This window comes from Desulfovibrio piger ATCC 29098, assembly GCF_000156375.1.
Classification (GTDB): domain Bacteria; phylum Desulfobacterota; class Desulfovibrionia; order Desulfovibrionales; family Desulfovibrionaceae; genus Desulfovibrio; species Desulfovibrio piger.
Map to the genome: position 1 here is coordinate 74869 of NZ_DS996355.1, position 23473 is coordinate 98341.

Genomic DNA, 23473 nt, shown 5'->3' on the forward strand with positions numbered 1-23473 from the left:
ACAGCAAGGAGTTGGATATGGCAGTCCATGTAGTGGATCATCCCCTGGTGCGTCACAAGCTCGGCATCCTGCGCAAGGACAGTACGTCCACCAGTGAATTCCGCAGTGTTTCCAATGAGATTGCCCGTTTGCTCATCTACGAGGCCACCAAGGGCTTCGCTACCGAGAAGCATACGGTGCAGGGCTGGGCCGGGCCCGTGGAAGTGGAGGCCATTTCCGGAAAGATGGTGACCATCGTCCCCATCCTGCGCGCCGGTCTGGGCCTCATGGACGGCGTGCTGGACATGATCCCCGGCGCCAAGATCAGCGTGGTGGGCCTGTACCGCAATGAAGAAACGCTGGAACCCGTGGAATACTACGCCAAGCTGGCCCGCAACATCGAAAGCCGCCTGGCCATCATCCTGGACCCCATGCTGGCCACGGGCGGTTCCCTCATCGCCACCATCGACATCCTCAAAAAACGCGGCTGCAAGCATATCTGCAGCCTCAACCTGGTCTGCGCGCCCGAAGGCATCGCCAAAGTCCAGGAAAAGCATCCTGATGTGGATATCTACACCGCTTCGGTGGACTCGCACCTGAACGAGAACGGCTATATCATCCCCGGCCTGGGCGATGCCGGTGACCGCATCTTCGGCACCAAGTAGGAGGCCGCATGGCGGAACAGCTCAACACCGGAGGCGGGGAGTTCGATCCCTGCCGTTACAGGCTGCGTCTGCGTGACTGCCTGCTGGGCGCGCAGATGCTTTTCGTGGCTTTCGGCGCGCTGGTGCTTGTCCCCTTGCTGACAGGACTCAACAGCAATGTTGCCCTGTTCACCGCCGGTGTGGGCACGCTGCTGTTCCAGCTCATCACGCGGGGCAAGGTGCCCATCTTCCTCGCATCTTCCTTTGCGTTCATCGCTCCCATCATCTATGGGGTGGAGACCTGGGGCATGCCCCGCACCATGGGGGCCCTGGTCTTTTCCGGCCTGCTCTATGTGCTCATCAGTCTGCTCATCCGCTGGCGCGGCATGGGGCTCATCCTGCGCCTGCTGCCGCCCATCGTGACCGGCCCGGTGATCATGGTCATCGGTCTCGTGCTGGCGCCCACGGCCGTCAAGATGGCCCTGGGGCAGAGCGGCCCGGCCATCCCGCAGGCAACGGCCATGAGCATCTCCATGGTCTCTCTGGCCGTGACGGTGGCCGTCTCCCTGCTGGGGCGCGGCATGCTGCGTCTGGTGCCCATCCTGTGCGGTATCGCCGCGGGCCTGGTGATGGCGGAGATCATGGGCGTGACCAGCTGGGAAGCCGTGAGCAAAAGTCCCTGGCTGGCCCTGCCGGCCTTCAGCCTGCCGGAATTCGCATGGGAGCCGCTGCTCTTCATCATCCCGGTGACCCTGGCTCCGGCCATCGAGCACTTTGGCGACATCATCGCCATCAGTTCCGTCACGGGCAAGGATTATCTGCGTGATCCCGGTGTGAAGAACACCATGCTGGGGGACGGGGTGGCCACCATGGCCGCCTGTCTGCTGGGCGGGCCGCCCAACACCACGTATTCCGAGGTGACCGGCGCCGTGACCCTGACCCGGGCCTTCAATCCCGCGGTCATGACCTGGGCCGCCCTGTGCGCCATCCTGCTTTCCATGGTCGCCAAGGTGGGGGCCTTCCTCAGCTGCATCCCCGCGCCCGTCATGGGCGGGATCATGATCCTGCTGTTCGGAGCCATCATGGTGGTGGGCCTGAACACGCTGGTGCGCGCCGGGCAGGATCTGCTGCGCCCCCGCAACATGGTCATCGTGGCCCTGATCATCATTTTCGGTGTGGGCGGGATGCAGGTCAGCATCGGCGGTTTCAAGCTGGCCGGTATCGGTCTGGCGGCCATCACCGGTGTGGTCCTCAATCTGCTTTTGCCGCAGGATGATCCGCAGGGATAAAAATCCCTGAAAGAGAAAAGCGATGCGCAGGATGGTGTCATGCCATCCTGCGCATTTTTTGTGGTTTTTCCGGTCGATACCCAAAGGCGCGAGACAGGGATCCCTCTGCCATAAGTGGTCGATGGGGGACCTTCGCTGCCGTTGGCGAGCCTTGTTCCATCTCGGCCGATTGTCCCCGTGTCCCTTCGGACAGGCTTTGGGAGCCGAGGCGCTGCCGCGGATCGGATCGCCGGTAGCGCTGGCCGCCATGCATCTTAGAGGCGGTTCTTAGTGCGTCGGTTTGAGCACCCTGTGGGCTCCCGCCTGTTTTGCATGGTCGGGCTGTCGTCCGCTTAGGAGGCGGCCCGGCTCTTGTCCATGTTCAGCCAGAAGACGGCGGCCAGTACCAGAGCGCTCCCGGCCCAGCCCAGCGGGCTGAAGAATTCGTCCCAGAACAGCCAGACCCAGATGGTGCTGAGGATGGGCTCCAGATAACAGAGCACGGCCGTGCGGACCAGCCCCAGCCGCTTGAGGGCCTGGGCGTAGCAGAAGAAGGCGAAATAGCCGGTGAAGCCGCCAAGGATCAGCAGCCAGCCCCAGGTGGAGAGGCTGTGGTCGAGGCTGACGGGCGTGAGGCAGAAAATGACCGCCGCGCCGCCCAGCTGCATGAAGGCATACAGGGGGGCCGGTGTGTAGCGGTCCTGCCACCAGCGGCAGAAGGGGTAGTGAGAGGCATAGCACACGCTGATGAGCAGGCCGCAGGCGATGCCCGTCCATGAGGTCTGCCCGGGCAGGCTGCCGCCGGAAAAGCAGACCATGCCCGTACCGGCCAGTGCCAGAGCGATGATGCCGCACTGGCGGCTGGTGATGGGTTCATGGAACAGAAAACGGGAGAACATGGCCACCCAGACCGGTGCGGTGTAGAGCAGGACCACGGCCATGGCCGCGCCGCTGAGTTTGATGGCATACAGGGTGGCCGCATAGAAGACGCCCACAGCCCAGAAGCCGAAAACGGTGAACAGGGCCGCGTGGCGCAGCGGGATGCGGATCTGCCGGCTCAGGGTGGCGTGGGTGATGAAGCAGGCGGCCCCGATGGCGGCACGCCAGAAGGCGGTTTCGAGCGGACTGACACCGGCGGCCAGACAGTTTTTGGAGATCAGGCCGATGACCGACCAGGCAAAGACGGTCAGCAGAATCAGGATAAGGCCGTGGCGGCGGGTGGAAGGGGAGACAGGAGAGGGCAGGGACGCGGCCATGAGTGTCATTCCTTGGTCAAATGGAGCCATGAAAAAAACGCTGTGTCGGTCCACAGCGTCCGGAAAAACAGGACAGGCCGGGGCCTGTCCTGTTTGATCGTTGATTTACCAGTCGCCCTGGCCTGCCGGGCGGGCAGGGAAGGTGCCAGCAGGCAGTTCTGCCAGCTGGCTGGCGGTGCAGCCCTGCACCGGGAAGGTCTCCCGGAGCCAGGACAGGAAGGTATGGATGCGTTCCAGCACGGCGTCCGCGGCCTTCTGGTCAGGCACATGCGGGGAGCCGCCGGGCAGCATCTCGGAAGAGTGCCAGAACAGGCTCAAGACCTGTCCGCCCCGCTGCCGGTGCAGGCGCGCGGACCAGCGCATGATCCGGGGCGCATGCCAGAACGGATTGGGACTGAGGACGCCCCAGAAATGGAACTTGTCCCGCGAGGCGGCAGGGCAGGCCCGGTACCAGAGCCTGGCAAGAGCGGGATGCAGGGGGATCTGCGTGATGGGAGCTTCCAGCAGGGGAGCGCCCTGCCAGCCTTCCACCCAGTAGGGGTCCGCCGGGGCAAGGAAGTGGTCCGGCCCGCCCGGGAAGTGGCGCAGGGGGCAGACGGAGCTGTCCACCTTGATGCCGGCCTCGGAAAGCAGGGGGCGCACGCAGTCCTTGAGGTCCCAGCGGCCCATGCGGAAACTTGTCAGGGGTGCCCCCTGGAACTCCCGCCCGGCGTCCAGCAGTGTGGCCAGGCGCTGGCGCAGCAGGTCGCGCGGCAGCTTGTCCGTGCGCGTGGGCTGGCCTTCGTGCGGAGGATCCAGCGGCGAGGACGGCGGCGTGCTCCAGTGATGGAGATGGGCCCCGATCTCCGCGCCGTAATGATCGCGCATCTGCTCCAGTACATGACAGGCCTTGGCATCGGCAAAGACCGTATGGGCGCAGAACAGCGTCAGAGGAAAGCCCAGATCCCTGCTCAGCGGCGCGAGCCTGGGCAGGAGGGACACATTGGAGACGCCACAGCCGCTGGTGGCATAATGGCCGGAAAACAGGCCTTCTTCTTCGACATCGAGACTGACGACCACCCTCAGGGGGCTGTCGGATGTATGGGGATGCGGGTTCTTCATGAAAAGACGATACGCCCAAGGCGCGCGCAAGGCAATGCGGCTACGGACTTGCAAATTTGCCCGGAATACATGAGGATGCATCCATGTCTGATAAAATACATGTGCTCTTCGTCATGGAAGATCTCTGCTTTGGCGGTACCCAGCGCCAGATGGTCGAGCTGGCCTGCCGCCTGGACAGGTCGCGCTTCCGTGTCTCCATGCTGGTCCTTACAGGCAGGACGGACCTTGATGCACAGGTCGAACAGGCCGGTATCCGCGTGGAATATCTGGGGCGCAGCCGTAAGGTGAACCCCTTTTTCTTTGCGCTCATGCCGGCGGCCCTCAAGCGTCTGGCGCCTGATGTCCTCGTGCCCTGCACGGCCCTGCCCAACATCTGGGGCCGTATCTGGGGGCGGCTGCTGGGGATCCCCATCGTGGGCACGGTGCGTGGCGGCGGAGCGCCGCGCAGGCAGCACGAGCGCTTCCTCTGGCGCCTGACCGACCACATGGTCTGCAATTCCGAGGCGCTCGCTGACGTCCTTTCCGGCCTGGGCATCCCGGCCGCACGACTGACCTATGTACCCAACGGCGTGGACACGGAGCGTTTCGCGCCTGCGCAGCCAGCGCCTTCGGAGCGCCCGCCGCTCATCGTCTGTGTGGCACGTCTGGCCGAGGACAAGGATCATCTGACCCTGTTGAAGGGTTTCGCCCTGCTGCGCGAACGGCATCCCGACGTTCGTCTGCGCCTCGTGGGCGACGGTCCGCGGGAAAAGGAGCTCAAGGCCTGGGTCGCGGAGCATCTGCCGGACGGGGGCGTGGAATTTTGCCCCGGCTCTCCGGATGTGCGCGCCCATTACGCGGCTGCTCGCATCTTTGCGCTGACTTCCGTGCGCGAAGGCCAGCCCAACGTGATCCTGGAAGCCATGGCTGCCGGACTGCCCGTGTGCGCTACGGAGACCGGAGGCATCCCCCGGCTCGTGACCCCGGGAGAGAGCGGCCTGCTTTCGCCGGTGGGGGACAGTGCCGCCTTTGCGGACAACTGTGCCGCGCTGCTGGAGGACCCCGCACTGGGCGACATGTTCGGTCGGGCCGGGCGGCAGCGGGTGGAGCAGAGTTTTTCGTTCGAAGCCATGGTGGCGGCGCATGAAGCCATTTTTCTGCGTCTGGCGGCACGGGAGCGGGCATGAAGCATCTTTGGGCCTGCCTTTGTCTGTGCTGCTGCCTGTGCGTATCCCCGCTCTGGAGCCTTGCGGCCGCGCCTGCGGGCGGTAGCGGGACCTATGAAGTGACGGAACTCTGGACAGGTGATGTCCTGACAGCCAGTTTCCGTATGGGCATGTGTTTTGCCGCCGACGGCAAATTGCGCGGTGTCGTCCTGCTCCGTTCCTCCAACGGGCAGGTCGACGTCTATCATGTGTATGGTTCCGTGCAGAACAACACGTTTTCTGCCACGCATGGTTCCGGGCACAAGATCACCGGGCGCTTCCTGTCCGGCGACGATGTCGAGGTCAAGATCCGTCTGGGGAACGGCATGCGCTTCACGACAGTGGCCAGGCGTTCCCGGGATGTCCCGCTGACGGACGACTGTGCGCCCCTGCCTGAAACATCAACGCATCAACAAAACTGAGGTCGTTATGGGGACTACCTTCTTTGTTCTGGCGCTGTTGCAGTGTGCCCTGCTCTTTTTCCTGTCCCGGGTGGGCAGCAGGCTTGACCGCGAAGAACGCAAGCCCGCTCCCCAGCGGACGCACTGGCCCCGCACCGGTCTGATCGTGCCCGCCGGGGGGAACCACCCGCGCATGCGGGAAGCTCTGGAAAGCCTGCTCAAGCAGGATTATCCCGCCCTGTACCCCGTGATCGTCACGGCCACCGCTGACGAACCGGCAGCCGGCATCGCGCGCGAGTTGCAGGCCCGCTATCCGCAGCTGCGGCATGTGGTGGCCGGTTTCGCCAAGGGCTGCGGCCAGAAGAACCACAACAGCCTCAAGGGCGTGGAAGCCGTGGAAGACGAGGTCGAACTGCTGGCCTTCTGCGACAGCACGCATATCGCTCCCCGCGACTTCATCCGCCGTCTGGTGGCCCCTGTGGTGGACGGTGAGGATTTCAGCACCGGCTATCACAAGGTCGTGGCGCGGGATACGGGCATCGTCACCATGGCGTACGCCCTGTGCGTCCAGCTGATGCGCTACCTGCAGGGCATCTCGAGCTTCACCCAGCTGTGGGGCGGCGCCATGTGCTTCCGCCTGTCGGCGTTCCGCCGCTACGGCGTGCGCGAGTTCTGGATGACCAACGTGGTGGACGACTGTTCCCTGGCTGACCGCCTCATCCGGCTGGGGGCCCGCATCCGCCTGAGCGGTGACGCCGTTTTGATGACCGAGGCCCGGGATCACGATCTGGGTGTCTGGCGTCACTGGATGGACCGTCAGATCCTCTTCCTCAAGTTCTGTATCCCGTACCAGTGGGTCCTGCTGGGCGTTCTGGCCTGTCTCATGCTGTTGCCCGTGCTCTGGGCCGTTGTCGCCGTGCTGGGCGTGCTGCTGGGCAAGCTTTCGTTCGGCTGGCTTGTGGGCGTGCTGGTCTATGTCGCGGTCCTGGCCCTGGTGCTGCGCAGCTGGGCCCATTTCCAGGAAGCCGTTTTTCCTGTCTGGCGTTGGGTGGTCGCTTTCTGCGCCAGCGCCTGCATGTTCGTCTGGGTTTATCTGGGTACCATCCTTGCGGAAGGCGTCCTGTGGCAGGGCATCTGGTATGAGGTCGGCCGTCAGGGCCGCGTCATCAGGATGCGCCGCCAGAAGTAGGGCCTTTCTGCCTCTCGTACCTTTCAGCTATCTACAATCAGGATGCAAGTCCTTATGGTGACAGCATGATTGCAATGTCGGACCTTTTTCGCGTGAGCTTGCGACAGGTCGTCCGCCAGCGTGGCTTTGGCGTGATCCTGTCCATTGCTCTGGGCATCATGGCCTTTATCGCCCTGTCCGTGCTGGGGCAGGAGATCCGCTACAAGGTGGGTCAGGACATGGTGCTCATGGGCGGGGTGAACATCATCCGTGTCTACATGGATGATGCGCAGTATCCCGGCCAGCCGCGACGCGATTTTTCTCCCCGCACGGTGGAAGCGCTGCGCAAGATCCCCGGTGTGGGCATGATCAGCGAAAATGTGCGTCAGGGGATAACCTTCAGTTTGCGTGCCAGTGGAGAACGGACGCTGGGGGTCCATTTCATCGGTGTGGACCAGTATTTTGCCACGACCTATTCCCTGGAGCTCGTGGCCGGCCGGATGATGTCCGAGGATGACGTGCGTAGTCATCGGCGCATCTGCATGCTGGGCCGTGAGGCCGCCACGAACCTGTACGGGGATCCCGCCCAGGCTGTGGGCAAGCTGCTTTTCCTGGGCAAGGACGTCGTCGAGGTCGTAGGCGTGGTGACCGGCGTCATGCTGGGCGAGTGGAACCAGGGCGGCTTTTTGCCGACCACGGTCATGGAGGACAGGAACTGGGGGTCCGGCAAGATCACCCGGCTTTTCGTCCGTGCCATCGGCTGGGAAGACGTGGGGCCTGTGGTCCGCCAGATCCCTTCTGTGGTCCGGGCCAATCAGGATGCGCCGTATCTGGTCATCGCCACGCAGGATGACCAGCTCGACCGCATCAAGACGACCTTCATGTGGGTGGAGGCCCTGCTCTGGCTGGGTATCGTGGCTTCCCTCATGCTGGGCGGTTTCGGTATCTGGTACGGGACCTTTGCGGCCGTACGCGCCCGTACGCGCGAAGTGGGCCTGAAAAAGGCCATGGGCGGCTCGGACAAGGACATCCTGGCCCAGTTCCTGGCCGAGGCGCTGTGCAAGTCCGTGGCCGGCGGCCTGCTGGGCATCCTGGTGGGTACCCTTTGCGTCGAGATAGGGGCATGGTCGCTGGGGACTTCCATCTCGTATCCGCTACTCGCGGCCAGCAGTGCCGGCAGTATTCTTTTCTCCGCCATCATTGGGGTGGCCGGCGGCCTGTATCCTGCCATTCAGGCCAGTCGCATGGATGTCGTTTCCGCCTTGCGTTTCGAGTAGGTGAACTATGGCGCCGGTTATCATTGCCAAAGATCTGTACAAGTGCTACGCGGGCTTTTCGCCTGTTTTGCGTGGCGTCAACATTGAGGTGGAAGCGGGGGAACTCGTGGCCATCATGGGCCCGTCCGGGTGCGGCAAGTCGACCATGCTGCACGTGCTGGGCATGCTGCATGCGCCTGATTCCGGAACGCTGGAGATCCTGGGGACCAATGTCCTGGAATTCAACCGGGAACAGACCGCAGCTTTCCGGCGGGGCAACATGGGCTTCGTGATGCAGTCGAGCAATATGTTCGACCACTCCACCGTGTTCGAGAACGTGGAATTCCCCCTCATTTATGAGAACGTGCCCCCCGCGGAACGCTGGGAGCGGGTCATCCGGGCGCTGGAGCTGGTGCGGCTTTCCGCACGCGTCCATTACCGCAGCAACCGCCTTTCCGGTGGCGAGCAGCAGCGTGTGGCCATTGCCCGCGCCATGGTGAACAATCCCCGCATCCTGCTGGCGGACGAACCCACCGGGGCCCTTGATGCCCGTACCAGCCGGGTGGTCATGGACAACTTCCGCACCCTTTGCCACAAGGGCGGGGTCGCCATGATCATGGTGACCCACGACCCCAAGATGGCCGAGTTCTGCGACAGCGTCTACACGCTGGAAGACGGCATCCTGGTCTGCAAGAAGCACGAGCCCGTGCCCGTCAGCCCGGACCAGCAGCAAAACCTGCTGGCGGCGCCCACGCCCATCCTTCGTGGCGCGCTGGTGGCGGAAAAGTTCCCCGAAGCCTCGGGCCGTTGCCTGATGGAAGAGGCCCACCGCATGCATGCGGCCGGTCTGCTTTCCCGCATCTACGCCATCGAGGGGGCCAGCTTCCTCAACAGCGATTCACAGGGCTATGCCCTGCCGCTGCCGGTACGGCATATCAGCTCGTGGCGCTTCTTCTCCGTCATGCGCATGCTGTTCTCGCACTTGCGCGGCACGTCCACCACGGCCTGGGAATTGTGGAAGTCCATCCCCTCCGGGAAGGGGAGTTTTTTCCACAACCTCTGGCTCATGGGCTGCGGGGCCCTGCTGGCCCGCTGGTGCCTGGAAGAAAAGATCGAATTCCTGTACGCTTCGGGCGCCCATGCTCCGGCCTCGGCGGCCTGGGTGGCGGCCCGCATGCTGCAGATCCCCTTTGCCTTTGCCGTGCGCACGGCGGACCTTGCCGCACCGGCCAAGGACTGGCTGGTGAAGGCCGAACAGGCCGCCTTCGTGCGCTGCGATACGGAGGCCACGCGCAAGGCTGTCTGCGAGTTGCTGCCGTCCGTGGATCCGCGGCGCATCGTGCTCCTGCGTGATGCCCTGACCCTGACCCCGCCGGACGAAGACATCTCCATGCCGCCGTCCAATGTGCCGGAGCCGTTGCAGCTGCTGGCCGTGGGGACCATGACCAGCCGCAAGGGCTACGATACCCTGCTGCAGGCCTGCCTGGCCTTGCAGAAAGCCGGGGTCGACTTCCGGCTGACCCTTGTGGGCACAGGCCCCTGGCGTTTGCGTCTGCGTCTGCTTGCCTGGCGCCTTGGCCTGCGCAAGCTCGTCTCCTTCCCCGGGCAGCTGCCGCACGAGGCCATGACCGACCTGTACCGCCGTACGGACATCTTCATCGCTCCCGGTCATATGACCCGGGGCGGCGATATGGACGGGCTGCCGTCGGCCCTGACCGAAGCCATGGCCTTTGGTGTGGCCGTGGTGGTGAGCGATCTTCCCGGCCAGCTGGAAGTGGTCCAGAACGGCCGCAACGGCATCGTCGTGCCGCAGAATGACGTCACGGCCCTGTCCCAGGCCCTGCTGGATCTGTCCGCCAGTACGGAAAAGCGTCGCCATCTGGGGGCGGAAGCCTGGAAGCGCATCCGGGAAGTGCTGGATGAAGAGGCCACGGAAGCACGGCTGACTTCGCTGTTCAAGGCTGCCTGCCGTCGCTGAAAGCCTGCTTTTTCCTTTTGACATGAAACGGCCGGTCCTCCCACGGATCGGCCGTTTTGCCATATCCTGCTGCCATGACGGACAAGGCAGTAGCAGTCCTCTGGGGCAACGAAGACCGATACTGCCCGGAGCCGCAGAGAATGATGGAACTGGAATATATCACTGAAGAAGAGGCTCCCTGGCGGCCCGACTTGTGCCGCGTCTGGGAGCGGAGCGTCGATCTGGCCTCACAGCCGGATCCTTTTTGTTGTGCTCCGATCTGGCAGCTGTCCGCGCACAGGGCTTTTGCTCCGGGGCGCCGCGTGCTGGCGCAAAGCACGGAGGACAGCGCCCTCGTTCTGGCAGAGGCCTTCCTGTCTTCCGGCCAGCCGCTCCTGACATCGCTGGAGGCCCACTGGCTCTTCGGCTGTCCCTTGCAGGGGCCGGATGCGATCGGGCTGCTGGCGGAGGCCCTGGCCGTCATGTCCCACAGTTACGGGCATCTCCCGGCACTCCTTCTGGGCGGGATAGTGCCGGGGAGCAGGAGGGCCCGGGAGCTGTACGCCTGCTGCGAGTCCCTGTTCACCATTTATCTGGCTGGTGAGTGCATCCAGGGCGGGGCCTCGCTGGAAGGCGGGCTGGACGGCTTTTTGAGCCGCCGTTCCGCCAATCTGCGCAGCAAATGGCGCAAATCTTGCCGCAGGGCCGCTGACAGAGGCGTCACGTTCGAGCGTTCCTGTCCCACGGATACGGCTGGGGCCGATGCCGTCTATGCCCGGATGCTGGCCGTGGAACGGCGCAGCTGGAAGGGGGTGGGGCATTGCGGCATGACGGAATCTCCGGCCCGGGAATTCTATGCCGACATGATCCGCCGCCTTGTCGTCCGGGGCACGGCGCGCGTGATGTTCGCCCGTCATGAAGACCAGGACATCGGCTTCATCTTCGGCGGAATGCTGGGACCATGCTACCGGGGGCAGCAGTTCAGCTATGATGCCGCCTGGAAGGATCTTTCCATCGGCAACCTTTTGCAGGTGGAGCAGATCCGCTGGCTGTGCGAGGAGGGCGCTGTCCGCTACGATATGGGAACGGCCTCCGGGGAGCCCATGGCCTACAAGATGCACTGGACGGAAGCGCATCCGACCTCGCAGACGTGGTTTTTACAGCCGCGTTAGGAGCCTGATGCGGATGAGGTGTTCCACGAGGAAAGGCTGATTGTATTTTTTGTGCCCGAAAACAGAAAAGGGGGATGCCACAAGTGGCATCCCCCTTTTGTCATCGTCGGTTTTGATGAGCTAGCCCCACAGGACGAGGCGCGTCTCCAGAGGCGAGGACAGCCCTTCGGTGCAGGGCATGACGCGCACACCGTACACATGGGCCCCGCTGCGCGAGGGCGTGTAGGAGCAGACAAAGGTCATGGTCCCGTCCACACCTTCGCTTTCCGGCTGCATCTCCACCACGTCGGGCGTTTCCGTAAAGGTGGAGCCGTCACCGGGACCGGCCACCAGCTGGACCAGCAGCTCATCGAGCTTCATGCTGCCGGGATGCACGGTCACGGCCACATGCAGGGACTGGCCGTCTAGCAGGCTGTCTTCCTTGATGCCTTCGATGCGGATGGTGTCCATCTGCACGGAGCCGAAGCGCACGTTGACGTCCTGCTTCCAGTGGGTCAGGTGGCGGGCCAGGGCGTAATGGTTGCTGCGGATCTCCTGATGGCTGGTGGCCGCCGGGATGTAGTAGTCGCTGAGGTAGTCGCGCAGCATACGGTGCGAGCTGTACTGGGCGATGAGCGTCTGCATGGCCTTGCGGACGCGCAGCAGCCAGTTGTGGGGCCGGTTGTCCGCATCACGCTCGAAGTAGAGCGGCACCACCTTGTCTTCCAGCAGGGAATACAGGGAGGCCGCATCGTCATAGTCGCTCTGTTCGGGGCCCAGACTGCCCTTGGCCACCAGGGGGCCGATGGTCCAGCCGTTGGTGCCGTTGTAGCCTTCGCACCACCAGCCGTCGGCCACGCTGAGGTTGAGGCCGCCGTTGACCGCCACTTTCTGGCCGCTGGTACCGCAGGCTTCGTAGGGCCGGCGGGGATTGTTGAGCCAGACATCGCAGCCCTGCACCATCAGGCGCGAGACCGCCAGGCTGTAGTCTTCGATGAAGAAGATCTTGCCGAAGAAGCGGGGCGACAGCATGTGCTGGAAGACTTCCCGGATCAGGCCGATGCCCTGGGTATCGGCGGGATGGGCCTTGCCGGCAAAGACGAAGATGACGGGCTGACCGTTCTTTTCCAGGATGCGGGCCAGACGGTCCACATCGGCAAAGAGCAGCGTCGCGCGCTTGTACGGCGCAAAGCGGCGGGCAAAGCCGATCACCAGGGTCTCGGGAGTCAGCCGGGACGTCATCTCCTGTTGCTTTTCGTAGGGGATGGCGAATTTTTTGAAGAATTCCGGCAGGCTGGAGCGGATGGCCTCCAGTAGGTGCTTTTTCTGGGTCTGGCGGGCCGTCCAGAGGTCGGCATCGGGGATGTCCGCGATACGGGTCCATTTCTGGTCGTCGGACGTCAGTTCCTGCCAGCCTTCGCCCAGGTATTTTTGCAGCAGGGGACGCATGGCCGGACCGGCGTAGGAGGGCACATGGATGCCGTTGGTCACGGAGGAGATGGGGATCTCCGCCACCGGGACCCCCTGCCAGCCTTCCTGCCACATATGGCGGGAGACCACGCCGTGCAGGGCGCTCACACCGTTGGCCTTCATGGAATATTTGAGGGCCAGGACGGTCATTTCGAAGACGTTGCGCTCACTGCCTTCAAAGCGGCCCATATTGACCAGGGTCTGCCAGCTGATGCCCACGGTCTGGATATAGGGCTTGAAGTAGGCTTCCATGCTTTCCAGCGAGAAGCGCTCGTTGCCGGCATCCACGGGCGTGTGGGTCGTGAACAGGGTGCTGCCGCGCACCACTTCGCCCGCCTCTTCGAAGGAAAGGCCGTTCTCCTGCATGAGCAGGCGGATGCGCTCGAAGATGAGGAAGGCCGAGTGCCCTTCGTTCATGTGATAGGCGGCGGGGCGGATGTCCAGGGCGCGCAGCATGCTCACGCCGCCCCGGCCCAGCAGGATCTCCTGCCGCAGGCGGATGTCCCGGTCCGCTTCATACAGGTGGGCCGTGATCTTGCGGTCCTCCGCCGTATTGGAGGGCAGGTTGGTGTCCAGCAGGTAGAGGTTGACCCGTCCCACACGCACCAGCCAGATCTGCACATGCAGGCGGCGGCCCGGCATCTGGAGATAGATCTCGCGGGGCTTGCCGTCCTGATCCTTGACCTGTTCTATGGGCAGCGCAGCGAAATCGTTTTCGGGGTAGACCGGGGTCTGGTCGCCGTTCTTGTCGATGATCTGGCGGAAATAGCCGTTCTTGTACAGCAGGCCCACAGCCACCAGCGGGATGTTCAGGTCACTGGCGGATTTCAGGTGGTCGCCGGAAAGGACGCCCAGACCGCCGGAGTAGATGGGCAGGCATTCGCTCAGGCCGTATTCTGTGGAAAAATAGGCCAGAGGCTGCTGCGGTGTCAGGGGGCCGAAGCTTTGCGGCGCCTCGGCCATGTAGGCATCGAAGGCCGCCATGGTCTGGTTGTACAGCCGCAGGTAGCTCTGCTCGTGGGCCACGATGATCAGCCGTGCCCGGGTGGCTTTCTCCAGCGTGGCGATGGGGTTGTGGTTGCTGCGTTCCCACTCCTCTTCATTGAGGGCCGAGAACAGGTAATGGCATTCGGGGTGCCAGCTCCACCAGAGGTTGTGGGCCAGCTCGCGCAGGCGGCCGATGGCCGGGGGCAGTGAGGTCAGGGCCGTGAAGCTGTGCAGGTTGGGCGTGGTGGACATGGTGGCCGCCAGCACGCGCGTCAGGGTCGTGCCGCTGCCGGCCGGCTGCGAACTGCGCTGGCGCGCCTTGTCCAGGGCCAGGCCGTAGGCCTGCACATAGTAGGGGAAGAACTGCTCCCAGGAACAGCCTTCGGCCACATGGCGCACCATGCGCCAGTGTTCCTGCATCTGTTCTTCGGGCAGGGACGCATAGTTCAGGAGCACGTCGCGCAGGCTGGCCGCGGTCTCGTCATACGATGTCTGGCGGCGGCGGATAATGGTCACGCCGTTCTTCTCGCGCTGGCTGGAGCGCACCCACATGCCGAAGCCGGAAAGGTCGGTGGTGACCGTGGGCACGGCATGGGCGGCGCTTTCCTGCGGCGTATAGCCCCAGGGCTCGTACCAGGAGGGGAACACGCCCAGATCACAGGCGGCCAGCACCTCTTCGTAGCGCATGTTCAGGAAGCCGTCCTTGCCGTCGAGCTGGGCAGGGTCGAAGATGACCTGCACATGGTTCTCCGGCCTGTTGTCCAGGCCCAGACGCTGGCAGGCATTGAGGATGGGGTCGTTGGGCTGGTTGTAGACGTGGTGGCTGCTGATCCAGGAGCCGCCCTGGCCGGGGAGCTTGGCCGGATCGCCGCTGACGGCATCGGCATTGACCCCGCTGTGCCCGCCCATGACCGCGCACAGGGCCAGTACATTGGACTGGGACTGGCTGAGGGCCGTATTGACCATGCCGAGGGCATCCAGGAACACGTCGATGCCCTTGTTGTGATATTCATAACGACCGGACACGAGGAAAATGCGGGTATCCTCGGGCAGCCGGCGGCGCAACAGACGGCTGGCGGCCTCCAGCAGCCGCTGACGGGAAGTCGCGGCCAGGCTTCTGTCCCGGCTGTAATCGGGGATGACGCGCAGATCCAGACCGTTGAGGGTCAGCACGTCGGGGGTACGTCCTAGGAAGACGCCCGCCTCGTCGGCCGTGATGCGGCTGACGGTGGTGAAGCAGTCGGCTTCGCGCGCCGAAGCCGTCTCCATGGAGCACTTGGCCGTGATGTTGTAGGCACCGGCCTCATGCTTGGGGTTGATCTGGTGCATCTGCTTGTAGATGTCGAAGCCGGAACCGGCCATGGAGCGCCCCAGCATGGTGGCGTGCGTGGTGAAGACCGTGCCCACATAGGGGGCGTTGGCCTTGAGGTAGAGCAGGCCGCCGCCGCACATCCATTCGTGGAAGTGGGCCAGGGCCGGGCCGTCGCCAGGGATATTCAGTGCCTTGCAGGCGGCTTCGATCACTTCGCCGCAGGCCGTGCTGAACATGACCGGTTCCACGTAGTCCCAGCCGCCGGAGATGGAGTCCACGCCGTAGCGGTTCCAGAGCGAGAAGAGCAGCTGGCTCTGGTCGTAGCGGTCACGGTAGCCGACCAGGATGACTTTGGGGCGGCCGGGGATGCTCCAGCGGCCGAAGCGGCAGCTCAGGTTGCGCCGGTCGGTCTCCTGGCGCAGTTCCTGCCAGCAGGGCTCGTCGGTTTCTTCAAAGTCGGGATTGTTGCCCAGGTCGGGCCCCAGAAGAAAATAATTTTCTCCAAAGGTAGCCAGGGCCTCCAGGATCTTGCTGCTGACGACGGCATAGATGCCGCCGACCTTGTTGCAGACCTCCCAGCTGACTTCAAAGAGGGTCGCGTTTGACAGATCTTGTGACATTGAGACGGATTCTCCTTGCATTCATGAAAGCCCCCGGGGACGACTTCCGGGCCCTGCCTTCATGCAGGGCATGGCCCGCCAGGCAGGTCGCGCCGGGAAAAGCGCTAACCGCGGGGCGTACCGGCAGCGGGCAGGGGGGCATCCAGGGTCAGGCCGAAGTCGGCCAGTACGTTCATGTAGTTGATGTAGGCATCATAGGGGGTGCCGTACGGATTGAAATAGCTGTGCACGTCGCCGTCGGCGAACCACTTGGTGCACATATAATAGAAATGGTCGGATGTCTGCAGGCGCCGCCAGGTACACAGCAGATCTTCGTTGCCGCTGGCCTTCACCTTTTCTTCCAGACGGTAGACAGCCGTGATGGCGTCCTGCTGCATGTCATTGCCCAGCCAGGCGGTCAGGTCGCGCTCGGCGTCGGCCCAGGACATGAAATTGTGCACGTCGAGACTGGCCACGGGCTGGAACATGGCCGCCGCTTCGGTGGGCGTCACGAAGCTGAAGCCCGGCAGGGAAAGCAGGACGTCCGGCAGGGCTTCCATGAACTGGAAGATGCCCGTGGATTCCCACTGGTGCTCGCCGAAGGTCTCGTAGTCCATGAACAGGTTGATGATGTCCCCTGAGGCCCCGGAGGCCTGGGCCCAGCTGGCGAATTTTTCCGCCGTCAGCGGGAATTCCGGCCATTCATGATTGGAGAAGCGAAAGGCGATGTCGTCGGAAAGACGGTAGTTCTTGAGCAGCAGGTGCAGGGATTCGCACCCTGACGGCTTGTAGACGAAGTTGGGGCTGCGCCAGCCCAGCACATGATCGGCACCTTCCGCCAGGATGGCCTTGTAGCCCATCTCTTCCACGGTGCGGGCCAGGGCGTTGTTGTAGATGAGTTCGGTATTGCGGAACGAGGTGGGCCGCACGCCGAACAGCTCTTCGATACGGTCGTCGTGCAGACGGACCTGCTCCCGGAACTCGTCAGGCGAATAGAGGAAGGCCAGGGAGTGGTTGTAGGTCTCGGAAAGCAGCTCCACGCAGCCGGTGGCCACCAGCTCCCGGTAGCTCTGGATGACTTCCGGGGCGTAGGTCTCGAACTGGTCCAGGGCCGTGCCGGAGATGGAGAAACTCACCTTGAACTGCCCCTCATGGCGCCGGATGAGCTTGAGCAGCAGGGCGTTCATGGGCAGATAGCATTTGCGAGCCACCTTGAGCAGGATGCCGCAGTTGGCGTTCTCGTCCTCGTACCAGGAATTGGCGCCGATATCGAAGAAGGTGTAGTGGCGCAGACGGTACGGCTGGTGTACCTGAAAATAGAAACAGATGGCGGACATGCTATCTCCTCCCCGCGGCAAGCTGGTCGTAGATGGCGCGCAGCTTGGTGGCGGCATTCTCCCAGCGGATGTTCTTCAGTTCTTCACGGCAGTTGCGGACCTCTTCAGCGGCCAGCAGGGGATAGGCCAGCAGGGCGCATACCTTGTTGGCCATTTCCCGCACATCCCAGAAATCGACCTTGATGGCGTTGCGTACCACTTCCGCCACACCGGACTGGCGCGAGATGAGGACGGGGACGTCGTAGGCCATGGCTTCCAGCGGCGCGATGCCGAAGGGCTCGGAAACGCTGGGCATGACGTAAAGGTCGCTCATGGCGTACATGCGGTCCACTTCGCCGTTGCGCAAAAAACCCGTGAAATGGAAGCGGTCACCGATGCGCAGGTGGGCCACACGGCGTACCATGTTGGGCAGCATGTCGCCGCTGCCGGCCATGATGAAGCGCGTGTGGGGCAGACGGTCCAGTACCAGCTTGGCGGCTTCGACAAAATAATCGGGGCCTTTCTGGTAGGTGACGCGGCCCATGAACAGGACCCGCTTCTCATGACGGCAGCGCTCGGGGATGACCACGCTCTTGCGGATGTCATTGCGGGAAACGGCGTTGTGGACCACGGAGATCTTTTCCTCGGGGATGCCGTATTGCGCCATGACTTCCTGCTTGGTGTAGTGGCTCACGGCCACGACGCGGTCGGCGGCTTCCATGCCGGCTTTTTCGATGCCGGCCACGGCCCGGTTGAGGTTGTCGCCGCTGCGGTCGTGCTCCAGGGCATGGATGTGGGCCACCAGCGGTTTGCCCGTCAGCTGCTTGACCAGCATCCCCGCCGGATAGGTCATCCAGTCGTGGACATGGATGACGTCGAATTCCAGGCGTCCGGCGATGACGGCCGCCGCGCAGGCATAGCGGTAGACTTCGCTCATAAGGTCTTCGCCGTAGCCGCCGTGCAGTGTCAGGGTCTCGCACTGTTCCTGGGTCTCCGTGAGCTCGCGCAGCAGGCGTTCCCGTTCCGGGCCCTCGTGCTGCAAAACGGTCCGCAGGGTCGGGTCGGCCAGACGCTTGCCGGAAAGCAGGCGCTGGAGCTCCCGGTGCTCTTTCAGATAGCTGCCGCTGTTCAGATAGGGACGCAGCGGCGAGTCGATGTATTCCAGATGCAGTTTCTCGCGCCAGATCTCTTCCATCTCGTCCCGGAAACCGGGGACGAGCTCCGTGTACTGGCGGTCATGCCAGACCTCGCGCACGTCTTCTTCGCGATGGAGACGGGTGCTGCGGGTGCAGATCCGGGTGCCCGAGGCGGAAAACATGGTCAGGCCGTCCTGCAGATGGACGGGACGGTCACTTTCGGCACGGGGCAGGACAAAGAAGATCTCCGTGCCTTTCTTGGCCAGAGCCGTGGCCATGCCCTGGCAGGCCGTGCCCAGCCCGCCGCTTTTGAAGGGAGGGAATTCCCAGCCGAACATGAGGACGCGCATTACCTGTCTCCTTGCAGCAGGGCATGTTCCCACTGCGCATAGGCCTGGGGAGCCACCTTTTCCAGCCTGCCCAGCAGGCGCAGGCATTCGGCCACGCTCCAGGCCTGGGCGATGCAGCCGTTGGGCAGATGCGGCGGATCGCCGTCGAAGATCTCGGAGATGCTCCCGATACCGGCGCCGCCCAAATGGCTGCCGAAGAGGGGCGTCAGGGTGTGCAGCAAGTCGCGCGCCGCGCCTTCCTCATCCCAGGCCGCCCGCAGCAGGGCATCGCCGTAAGCGCCCAGGAGCCAGGGCCAGACCGTGCCCTGATGGTAGGCTTTGTCACGCTCTGCGGGCCCGCCTTCATAAAGGGAGCAGTATTCGTTGGCGCTGGGGGCCAGCGTGCGCAGCCCGCAGGGGGTCAGCAGGCACTGGCGCACGCGCGAGACCGCGGGGGCGTAGTTGTCTTCTTCAAGGATGGGGAAGGGCAGGGAAACGGCGAACAGCTGGTTGGGGCGCACGCGGAAGTCCCGCTCGCCGTCCCGCCAGACGTCGGCCAGATAGTCGCCCCGGTAATCCCTGATCCAGTGCCGGTGCACGAAGACGGCGCGCATGCGGTCCCGCTGGTCGACGGAATTTTGCCAGTGGGGCTCGTCGAAGCGCCGGGCAAGATGGTCGGCAAAGGCCAGGGCGTTGTACCACAGGGCGCTGATCTCCACCGGCTGGCCGTGCCGCGGTGTGACGGGCCTGCCGTCGACCACGGCGTCCATCCAGGTGAGCTGGGTCTGCTCGTCGCCCACATTGAGGAAGCCTTCCTCATCGGCATGGACGAAAGGCACCTGTCCTCCGGCATAGGCACGGAGGATCTCCTTGATGGCGGGCCAGCAGTGCTCTTTCACAAAGTCCATGCGTTGGGGATCGGCCTGGAGCAGCATCTGCACGGCCCAGATATACCAGAGGGAGGCGTCCACCGAGTTGTAGGCATGACGGCCGTCGGCGGAAAAGACGTTGGGGATGAGTCCGTCACGCACGGCGGCACCCATGCCGGCAAGGATCTGCTCGCCCAGGGCCTGGCGACCGGCAAAAAACGTCAGGCCGGGCAGGGCGATCATGGTGTCGCGTCCCCAGGAGCCGAACCAGTGGTATCCGGCCACGATGCTGTCGATCCGGCCGGTCGTGCTGCCGGGCGTGGTGACGAGGAAACGTTCCCCTTCCCGGGCCAGATGTTTTTGCAGGCTGTCCGCCTCTTCTTCCCTGAGCCGGCGCAGGCTCTCTTCCTGCCACAGACGGTCGAAGTCATGCCGGCTGTGTTCCTTTTGCAGGCTCTCCGTGGAAACGGTAAGGTAGACGGCATGGCCGGGGACAAGGTCCACTTCGAAGGTCCCGGGCATGAACAGGTCTTCCTGGAAGGGAAAGCCCCGCTCCTGTTCCACGAGGTATTCGATATTGTAGTACCAGTCCTGGGCCGTCTGCCAGGAGGAAGGGCCGTCCATCTGCAAAAAAAGCTCGGGCAGCTGGGGATCCGGGCGGACGGAAGCCCCGTATAGGGTCGGGGAGACGCTGCCGTCGATGGCCTTGTCAGCCCGGATGACGGTATGCATGTTGCGGCAGGCCAGCAGGGGCTTGATGCGCAGGCGCAGGGGCGGGGTCTCGGGGCTGGCGATATTGGCCTTGTAGCGCACGAGGAGGACATGCCGCCCCGGCAGCAGCATGAGCTCGCGGGTCAGGGTCACATCACCGAAGCGATAGCGAAAAGAGGGCCAGAGCCCGGCAGAGGCGGCCTGCATGTATTCGTGCCCGCGCGGGAAGTATACGCCCGGATGTTTGCGGCACGAGAAGAAGAATTCCCTGCCTGCCATGAGCAGGGATTCCTCGAGCGTGGAGAGCAGCACATGGCGGCCTGCGGGCCGGGAAAGCTCGGTGACGAACAGGCCGTGGTACTTGCGCGTATTGCAGCATACCAGCGAGCTGGAGGCATAGTCGCCCAGACCGTTGGTCTCCAGCCACTCCTTACGGAGGGCCTTGCGCAGGTTCTGGCAGGCAGGACGGTCAAACTGGAATTTCATGTATCCTCCTCAACCGGAAAGGATGGACATATCCGCGGAGACCGTGGAGAGGGGCCGCTGCATCCGCGAAAGTGCAGGGCGGGGAAGGGCAAAGCGGCGTCTTTCCGGGGCTGACGGCCGCTTCATGTTTGGTTTCAATATACGTCAGCTCTTGCGGGGATGTCAAAACAGCTTTCCTGAAGGAAGGCTAGGCACGCTTTCGGCAGACAGTATGACAAGGGGACGGCGTTTTCACGTCGTCCCCTTGTGTGGTCTTCGGGATCAGGCCCGGGAAGGGGCGTCCTCTCCGGCCAGGGCGGAGCGAAGGTCGTCTGCGGGGATCTCACGCAATGCCAGCACCATGGCGGGATCGAAAGCCGGGCTGGACGACAGGATGTCCAGGGCCTGCTCGATGGGCATACCCTGTCTGTAGGCCCGGTCGCTGACCATGGAGCAAAAGGCGTTGACCACGGCCAGCAGGCGGGCATGGGGATTGATCTGATCGCCCTTCAGGGCCCGCGGGCCGCTGCCGTCGAATTTTTCGTTCATGTCATGCAGGGCTTCGGGCACAGGCAGACCGAAATTGATCCCGTACAGGACGCGGAAGGCATATTCCGAAGATTGCAGCACGGCCTGCTGTTCCTCGGGAGTGAGCTTGCCGCTTTTGCGCAGCAGGTGGTGCGGCACGAAGATCTTGCCGATCTGGGAAAGCTGGGAGGCCATGCGCAACGTCAGGACAGCCGTATCGTCCAGCTCCATGTGCCGGGCCAGCAGCTCCGCCACATGCCGCATCTTCCGCGTATGGCCCACCAGATTGGGGTCCACATATTCCACGGCGCGCACCAGGGCTTCCATAAGATGCTGCTGGCGTTCCTGGGCTTTCTGGGCCTGCCTGCGGAAACGGGTGATATCCTTGAAAATGGCCACGACGCTTCCGGGAAGGGGGGCTTCCTTGTCGGCCTCCTGTTCCTGCCTGTCCAGGAAGACATAGAGGGAGACCCTGTAAAGATGTTCCTTGCCGTCAGAGCCGGGCAGGGCCAGCTCCACGCCATCGAAGGACGGTTCCTTGATCTTGCGTTCGATGCCTGCCTGCAATTTGCGGGCGGCTTCTTCAGGAAAGAGGTCGCTGGGGGATTTCCCGGCCAGCTCCTCCTGCCGGGTACTGCCGCAGATCTTGGCAAATTCGGGATTGAAGATGCGGACGCCGTCCGTGGTACTGAACAGGACAAGGCCCAGGCGCATGGAGTCGTTGACGCTGTCCAGCACCTGCTTCTGGTCACGGATGACGGTATACAGGGCCTTGAAGTAGGCGGCCGAGGCCCTGTGGGCCCGCCCCACCAAACAAGAGACCCCAAAGGCCAGCAGCAGGCCGATCCCAAGGCTGGTCAGAAGGCCGACGGCGTAGATCTGCAGGGATTTGCGGAGGATCTCGCCGTCGATGTCCGCAGCGGGCAGGGAGGCCACCAGCATCAGCGTACTGGGAAGTGAGGAGATGAAGGCCAGGGAATAGACGGCATCCCCTCCGGCCATGGCGGGACGTTTTTTGAAGTCCAGCGAATGGGCACCGGCCACGCCTGCACGAAGAGGGAACCTTTGCAGGGCGCCGTCTTGCAGCATGAAGACACTGCTCCTGTCCGGGAAAAGGTCCACCAGCTTGAGCTGGCTTTCCTTGTCCTGCAGGATGTTCGTCAGGGCCGCATCCATGGGGAAGCACAAAAGCAGGCAGCCGACGACGCGGGGCCTGTCCTTGCCGCTGACTTCGAACAGGGGAGCCCCGGCCTGCAAGGCAAAATGGTCATCATGCTTGTGGATGGCGCCAAAGGAAAGCGTCCTCGAGGTGATGGCCTGCTGGACGAGAAGGTCATCGTCATGGTTGTCGGCAGCATCAGAGGCACTGTCCACGATCTTCTGGCCATCGGGCAGGAACATGCGGATGCGGTCAAGATCGTTCTGGTAGGCGATATCCGCCAGCAGCTGCTGCATGTATTCGCGCTGATCCAGTAAGGACAGCTGGTCGCTGTCGGACCCGGGGCCGGCGGTACGGGAACTTTTGTCCAGCAGGGCGGGAGGCAGGGCGGTCATGTCTGTGGCGAACAGGCGGACGCTCTCCGAGAGGGCCAGCGTATTGGTCTGTTCCAGCATGGTCCGCCGCCAGTCCTGCAGGCGGATCTGCATGGTGTCGATCCTGGACAGGAGGAAGCGGTTCTTGTCCGCCAGGATGGCCTGGGTGCTTCTGTCGACCTGCAGGGAACACAGGGCGTAGGAAAGCAGCAGGACCAGCACGAAAAGCACAAGGCTGATACTGATGCCCAGCCGTTTGCTCATGAAGTGGTGCGGCTTGGCGGGGATATCGGGATCGGGAGTGTACATGGGCTACTCGTTTGTTTTTTTGCCACGCATATGGGCCCAGCGTGCCTTCTCGTTGAACGAGAACTGCGGGACGTAATGGCGCAGGCGTCCCTGGGGCAAAATGGCATTACTGATGTTGTCCAGGATGACGATGTCATTGTCCATGTAGACGGCCAGAACGGCGTGGGACAGACGGCGCAGGGTATCGCGCAGGACGACGATACGCAGTTTGTCCGTATCCATGCCCAGTTCTTTGAGCGTGAAATATTTGACGATGGCGTAATCTTCGCAGTCACCTGATTTTTTAAGGAACAGATTGGGCCAGACCCAGTAGTCGGCCTTGCCCCAGTTGGTGATATCCTCGCGGTAGGGAAAACGGTTCCAGAACGTGTTGACATAGCGCAGCAGCTCCATGCCGCTTTTGCCCCGTGCCCCCTGTTTGAAGGAATCCCAGGTGGCGGTCCTGGTAAAGACTTTGCCGTTGACGAAGATGGGTTCCAATTCGTTCATGCGGCGGACTTCGGCCCAGGCCGGCAGGCTGTCGAGAGGGCGCCGAAATTCCACG

General features: G+C 63.4%; 16 protein-coding genes. 8 read left to right on the forward strand and 8 right to left on the reverse strand.

Annotated elements, in window-relative coordinates; all coding sequences use genetic code 11:
- Nucleotides 1–17 precede the first annotated feature (17 nt).
- Together upp and DESPIG_RS03710 are read left to right on the forward strand one after the other, a co-directional pair.
- Nucleotides 18–644, forward strand: a complete 627-nt coding sequence (gene upp / locus DESPIG_RS03705; RefSeq protein ID WP_006005203.1) for a uracil phosphoribosyltransferase — start codon at nucleotides 18–20, stop codon at nucleotides 642–644.
- 8 nt (nucleotides 645–652) lie between these two features.
- Nucleotides 653–1912, forward strand: a complete 1260-nt coding sequence (locus DESPIG_RS03710; protein WP_006005204.1) for a uracil-xanthine permease family protein — start codon at nucleotides 653–655, stop codon at nucleotides 1910–1912.
- 332 nt (nucleotides 1913–2244) lie between these two features.
- On the opposite strand, the gene DESPIG_RS03715 is transcribed toward DESPIG_RS03710, so the two are convergent.
- Together DESPIG_RS03715 and DESPIG_RS03720 are read right to left on the reverse strand one after the other, a co-directional pair.
- Nucleotides 2245–3147: a DMT family transporter gene (locus DESPIG_RS03715; RefSeq protein WP_147589061.1), complete on the reverse strand. Its 903-nt coding sequence runs from the start codon at nucleotides 3145–3147 to the stop codon at nucleotides 2245–2247.
- A gap of 105 nt (nucleotides 3148–3252) precedes the next feature.
- The gene (locus DESPIG_RS03720; protein ID WP_006005207.1) at nucleotides 3253–4248 is read right to left on the reverse strand and encodes a polysaccharide deacetylase family protein; all 996 of its coding nucleotides are present in this window, start codon (nucleotides 4246–4248) and stop codon (nucleotides 3253–3255) included.
- A gap of 83 nt (nucleotides 4249–4331) precedes the next feature.
- Between DESPIG_RS03720 and DESPIG_RS03725 the strand changes: the two genes are divergently transcribed.
- The 6 genes from DESPIG_RS03725 to DESPIG_RS03750 all read left to right on the forward strand — a co-directional run bounded on the left by DESPIG_RS03725 (nucleotide 4332) and on the right by DESPIG_RS03750 (nucleotide 11386).
- On the forward strand, nucleotides 4332–5414 hold the full coding sequence (locus DESPIG_RS03725) for a glycosyltransferase family 4 protein (protein ID WP_006005209.1): 1083 nt from the start codon (nucleotides 4332–4334) through the stop codon (nucleotides 5412–5414).
- Nucleotides 5411–5854 (forward strand): hypothetical protein, encoded by a 444-nt coding sequence (locus DESPIG_RS03730; protein ID WP_050760258.1) that lies wholly within the window; start codon nucleotides 5411–5413, stop codon nucleotides 5852–5854. Before DESPIG_RS03725 ends, DESPIG_RS03730 begins: the two co-directional genes overlap by 4 nt.
- 7 nt (nucleotides 5855–5861) lie before the next feature.
- Nucleotides 5862–7022 carry a glycosyltransferase family 2 protein gene (locus DESPIG_RS03735; protein WP_006005214.1) on the forward strand — a complete coding sequence of 387 codons (1161 nt, stop codon included), beginning with the start codon at nucleotides 5862–5864 and terminating at the stop codon, nucleotides 7020–7022.
- 65 nt (nucleotides 7023–7087) lie between these two features.
- Nucleotides 7088–8278, forward strand: coding sequence for an ABC transporter permease (locus DESPIG_RS03740; protein ID WP_006005217.1), 1191 nt, complete (start codon nucleotides 7088–7090; stop codon nucleotides 8276–8278).
- A 7-nt stretch (nucleotides 8279–8285) separates the two neighbouring features.
- A complete protein-coding gene (locus DESPIG_RS03745; RefSeq protein WP_006005218.1) occupies nucleotides 8286–10235 on the forward strand; it encodes an ATP-binding cassette domain-containing protein in 1950 nt (649 codons plus the stop codon).
- 140 nt (nucleotides 10236–10375) lie between these two features.
- Complete coding sequence (locus DESPIG_RS03750; protein WP_147589062.1) at nucleotides 10376–11386, forward strand: GNAT family N-acetyltransferase; 1011 nt, start codon at nucleotides 10376–10378, stop codon at nucleotides 11384–11386.
- 120 nt (nucleotides 11387–11506) lie between these two features.
- Here DESPIG_RS03750 and glgP read toward each other — a convergent pair whose 3' ends face one another.
- The 6 genes from glgP to DESPIG_RS03780 all read right to left on the reverse strand — a co-directional run bounded on the left by glgP (nucleotide 11507) and on the right by DESPIG_RS03780 (nucleotide 23418).
- Entirely contained in the window at nucleotides 11507–15754 is a 4248-nt protein-coding gene (gene glgP, locus DESPIG_RS03755) for an alpha-glucan family phosphorylase (protein WP_006005222.1), read from the reverse strand.
- Nucleotides 15755–15858: 104 nt separating this feature from the next.
- Nucleotides 15859–17070: a glycoside hydrolase family 57 protein gene (locus DESPIG_RS03760; protein WP_006005223.1), complete on the reverse strand. Its 1212-nt coding sequence runs from the start codon at nucleotides 17068–17070 to the stop codon at nucleotides 15859–15861.
- Nucleotide 17071: 1 nt separating this feature from the next.
- Nucleotides 17072–18535, reverse strand: a complete 1464-nt coding sequence (locus DESPIG_RS03765; RefSeq protein WP_006005224.1) for a glycosyltransferase — start codon at nucleotides 18533–18535, stop codon at nucleotides 17072–17074.
- Complete coding sequence (locus DESPIG_RS03770; RefSeq protein ID WP_006005226.1) at nucleotides 18535–20580, reverse strand: amylo-alpha-1,6-glucosidase; 2046 nt, start codon at nucleotides 20578–20580, stop codon at nucleotides 18535–18537. Before DESPIG_RS03770 ends, DESPIG_RS03765 begins: the two co-directional genes overlap by 1 nt.
- Before the next feature lie 261 nt (nucleotides 20581–20841).
- Nucleotides 20842–22929 (reverse strand): HD domain-containing phosphohydrolase, encoded by a 2088-nt coding sequence (locus DESPIG_RS03775; protein WP_006005228.1) that lies wholly within the window; start codon nucleotides 22927–22929, stop codon nucleotides 20842–20844.
- 3 nt (nucleotides 22930–22932) lie between these two features.
- Entirely contained in the window at nucleotides 22933–23418 is a 486-nt protein-coding gene (locus tag DESPIG_RS03780) for a transglutaminase-like cysteine peptidase (protein WP_246118364.1), read from the reverse strand.
- Between the last annotated feature and the right edge of the window lie 55 nt (nucleotides 23419–23473).

Excerpts from the sequence above, each read along its gene's own strand:
- upp (WP_006005203.1), top strand. The coding sequence starts at position 18 with ATGGCAGTCCATGTAGTGGATCATCCCCTGGTGCGTCACAAGCTCGGC.
- DESPIG_RS03710 (WP_006005204.1), top strand. The coding sequence starts at position 653 with ATGGCGGAACAGCTCAACACCGGAGGCGGGGAGTTCGATCCCTGCCGT.
- DESPIG_RS03715 (WP_147589061.1), bottom strand. The coding sequence starts at position 3,147 with ATGGCCGCGTCCCTGCCCTCTCCTGTCTCCCCTTCCACCCGCCGCCAC.
- DESPIG_RS03720 (WP_006005207.1), bottom strand. The coding sequence starts at position 4,248 with ATGAAGAACCCGCATCCCCATACATCCGACAGCCCCCTGAGGGTGGTC.
- DESPIG_RS03725 (WP_006005209.1), top strand. The coding sequence starts at position 4,332 with ATGTCTGATAAAATACATGTGCTCTTCGTCATGGAAGATCTCTGCTTT.
- DESPIG_RS03730 (WP_050760258.1), top strand. The coding sequence starts at position 5,411 with ATGAAGCATCTTTGGGCCTGCCTTTGTCTGTGCTGCTGCCTGTGCGTA.
- DESPIG_RS03735 (WP_006005214.1), top strand. The coding sequence starts at position 5,862 with ATGGGGACTACCTTCTTTGTTCTGGCGCTGTTGCAGTGTGCCCTGCTC.
- DESPIG_RS03740 (WP_006005217.1), top strand. The coding sequence starts at position 7,088 with ATGATTGCAATGTCGGACCTTTTTCGCGTGAGCTTGCGACAGGTCGTC.
- DESPIG_RS03745 (WP_006005218.1), top strand. The coding sequence starts at position 8,286 with ATGGCGCCGGTTATCATTGCCAAAGATCTGTACAAGTGCTACGCGGGC.
- DESPIG_RS03750 (WP_147589062.1), top strand. The coding sequence starts at position 10,376 with ATGATGGAACTGGAATATATCACTGAAGAAGAGGCTCCCTGGCGGCCC.
- glgP (WP_006005222.1), bottom strand. The coding sequence starts at position 15,754 with ATGTCACAAGATCTGTCAAACGCGACCCTCTTTGAAGTCAGCTGGGAG.
- DESPIG_RS03760 (WP_006005223.1), bottom strand. The coding sequence starts at position 17,070 with ATGTCCGCCATCTGTTTCTATTTTCAGGTACACCAGCCGTACCGTCTG.
- DESPIG_RS03765 (WP_006005224.1), bottom strand. The coding sequence starts at position 18,535 with ATGCGCGTCCTCATGTTCGGCTGGGAATTCCCTCCCTTCAAAAGCGGC.
- DESPIG_RS03770 (WP_006005226.1), bottom strand. The coding sequence starts at position 20,580 with ATGAAATTCCAGTTTGACCGTCCTGCCTGCCAGAACCTGCGCAAGGCC.
- DESPIG_RS03775 (WP_006005228.1), bottom strand. The coding sequence starts at position 22,929 with ATGTACACTCCCGATCCCGATATCCCCGCCAAGCCGCACCACTTCATG.
- DESPIG_RS03780 (WP_246118364.1), bottom strand. The coding sequence starts at position 23,418 with ATGAACGAATTGGAACCCATCTTCGTCAACGGCAAAGTCTTTACCAGG.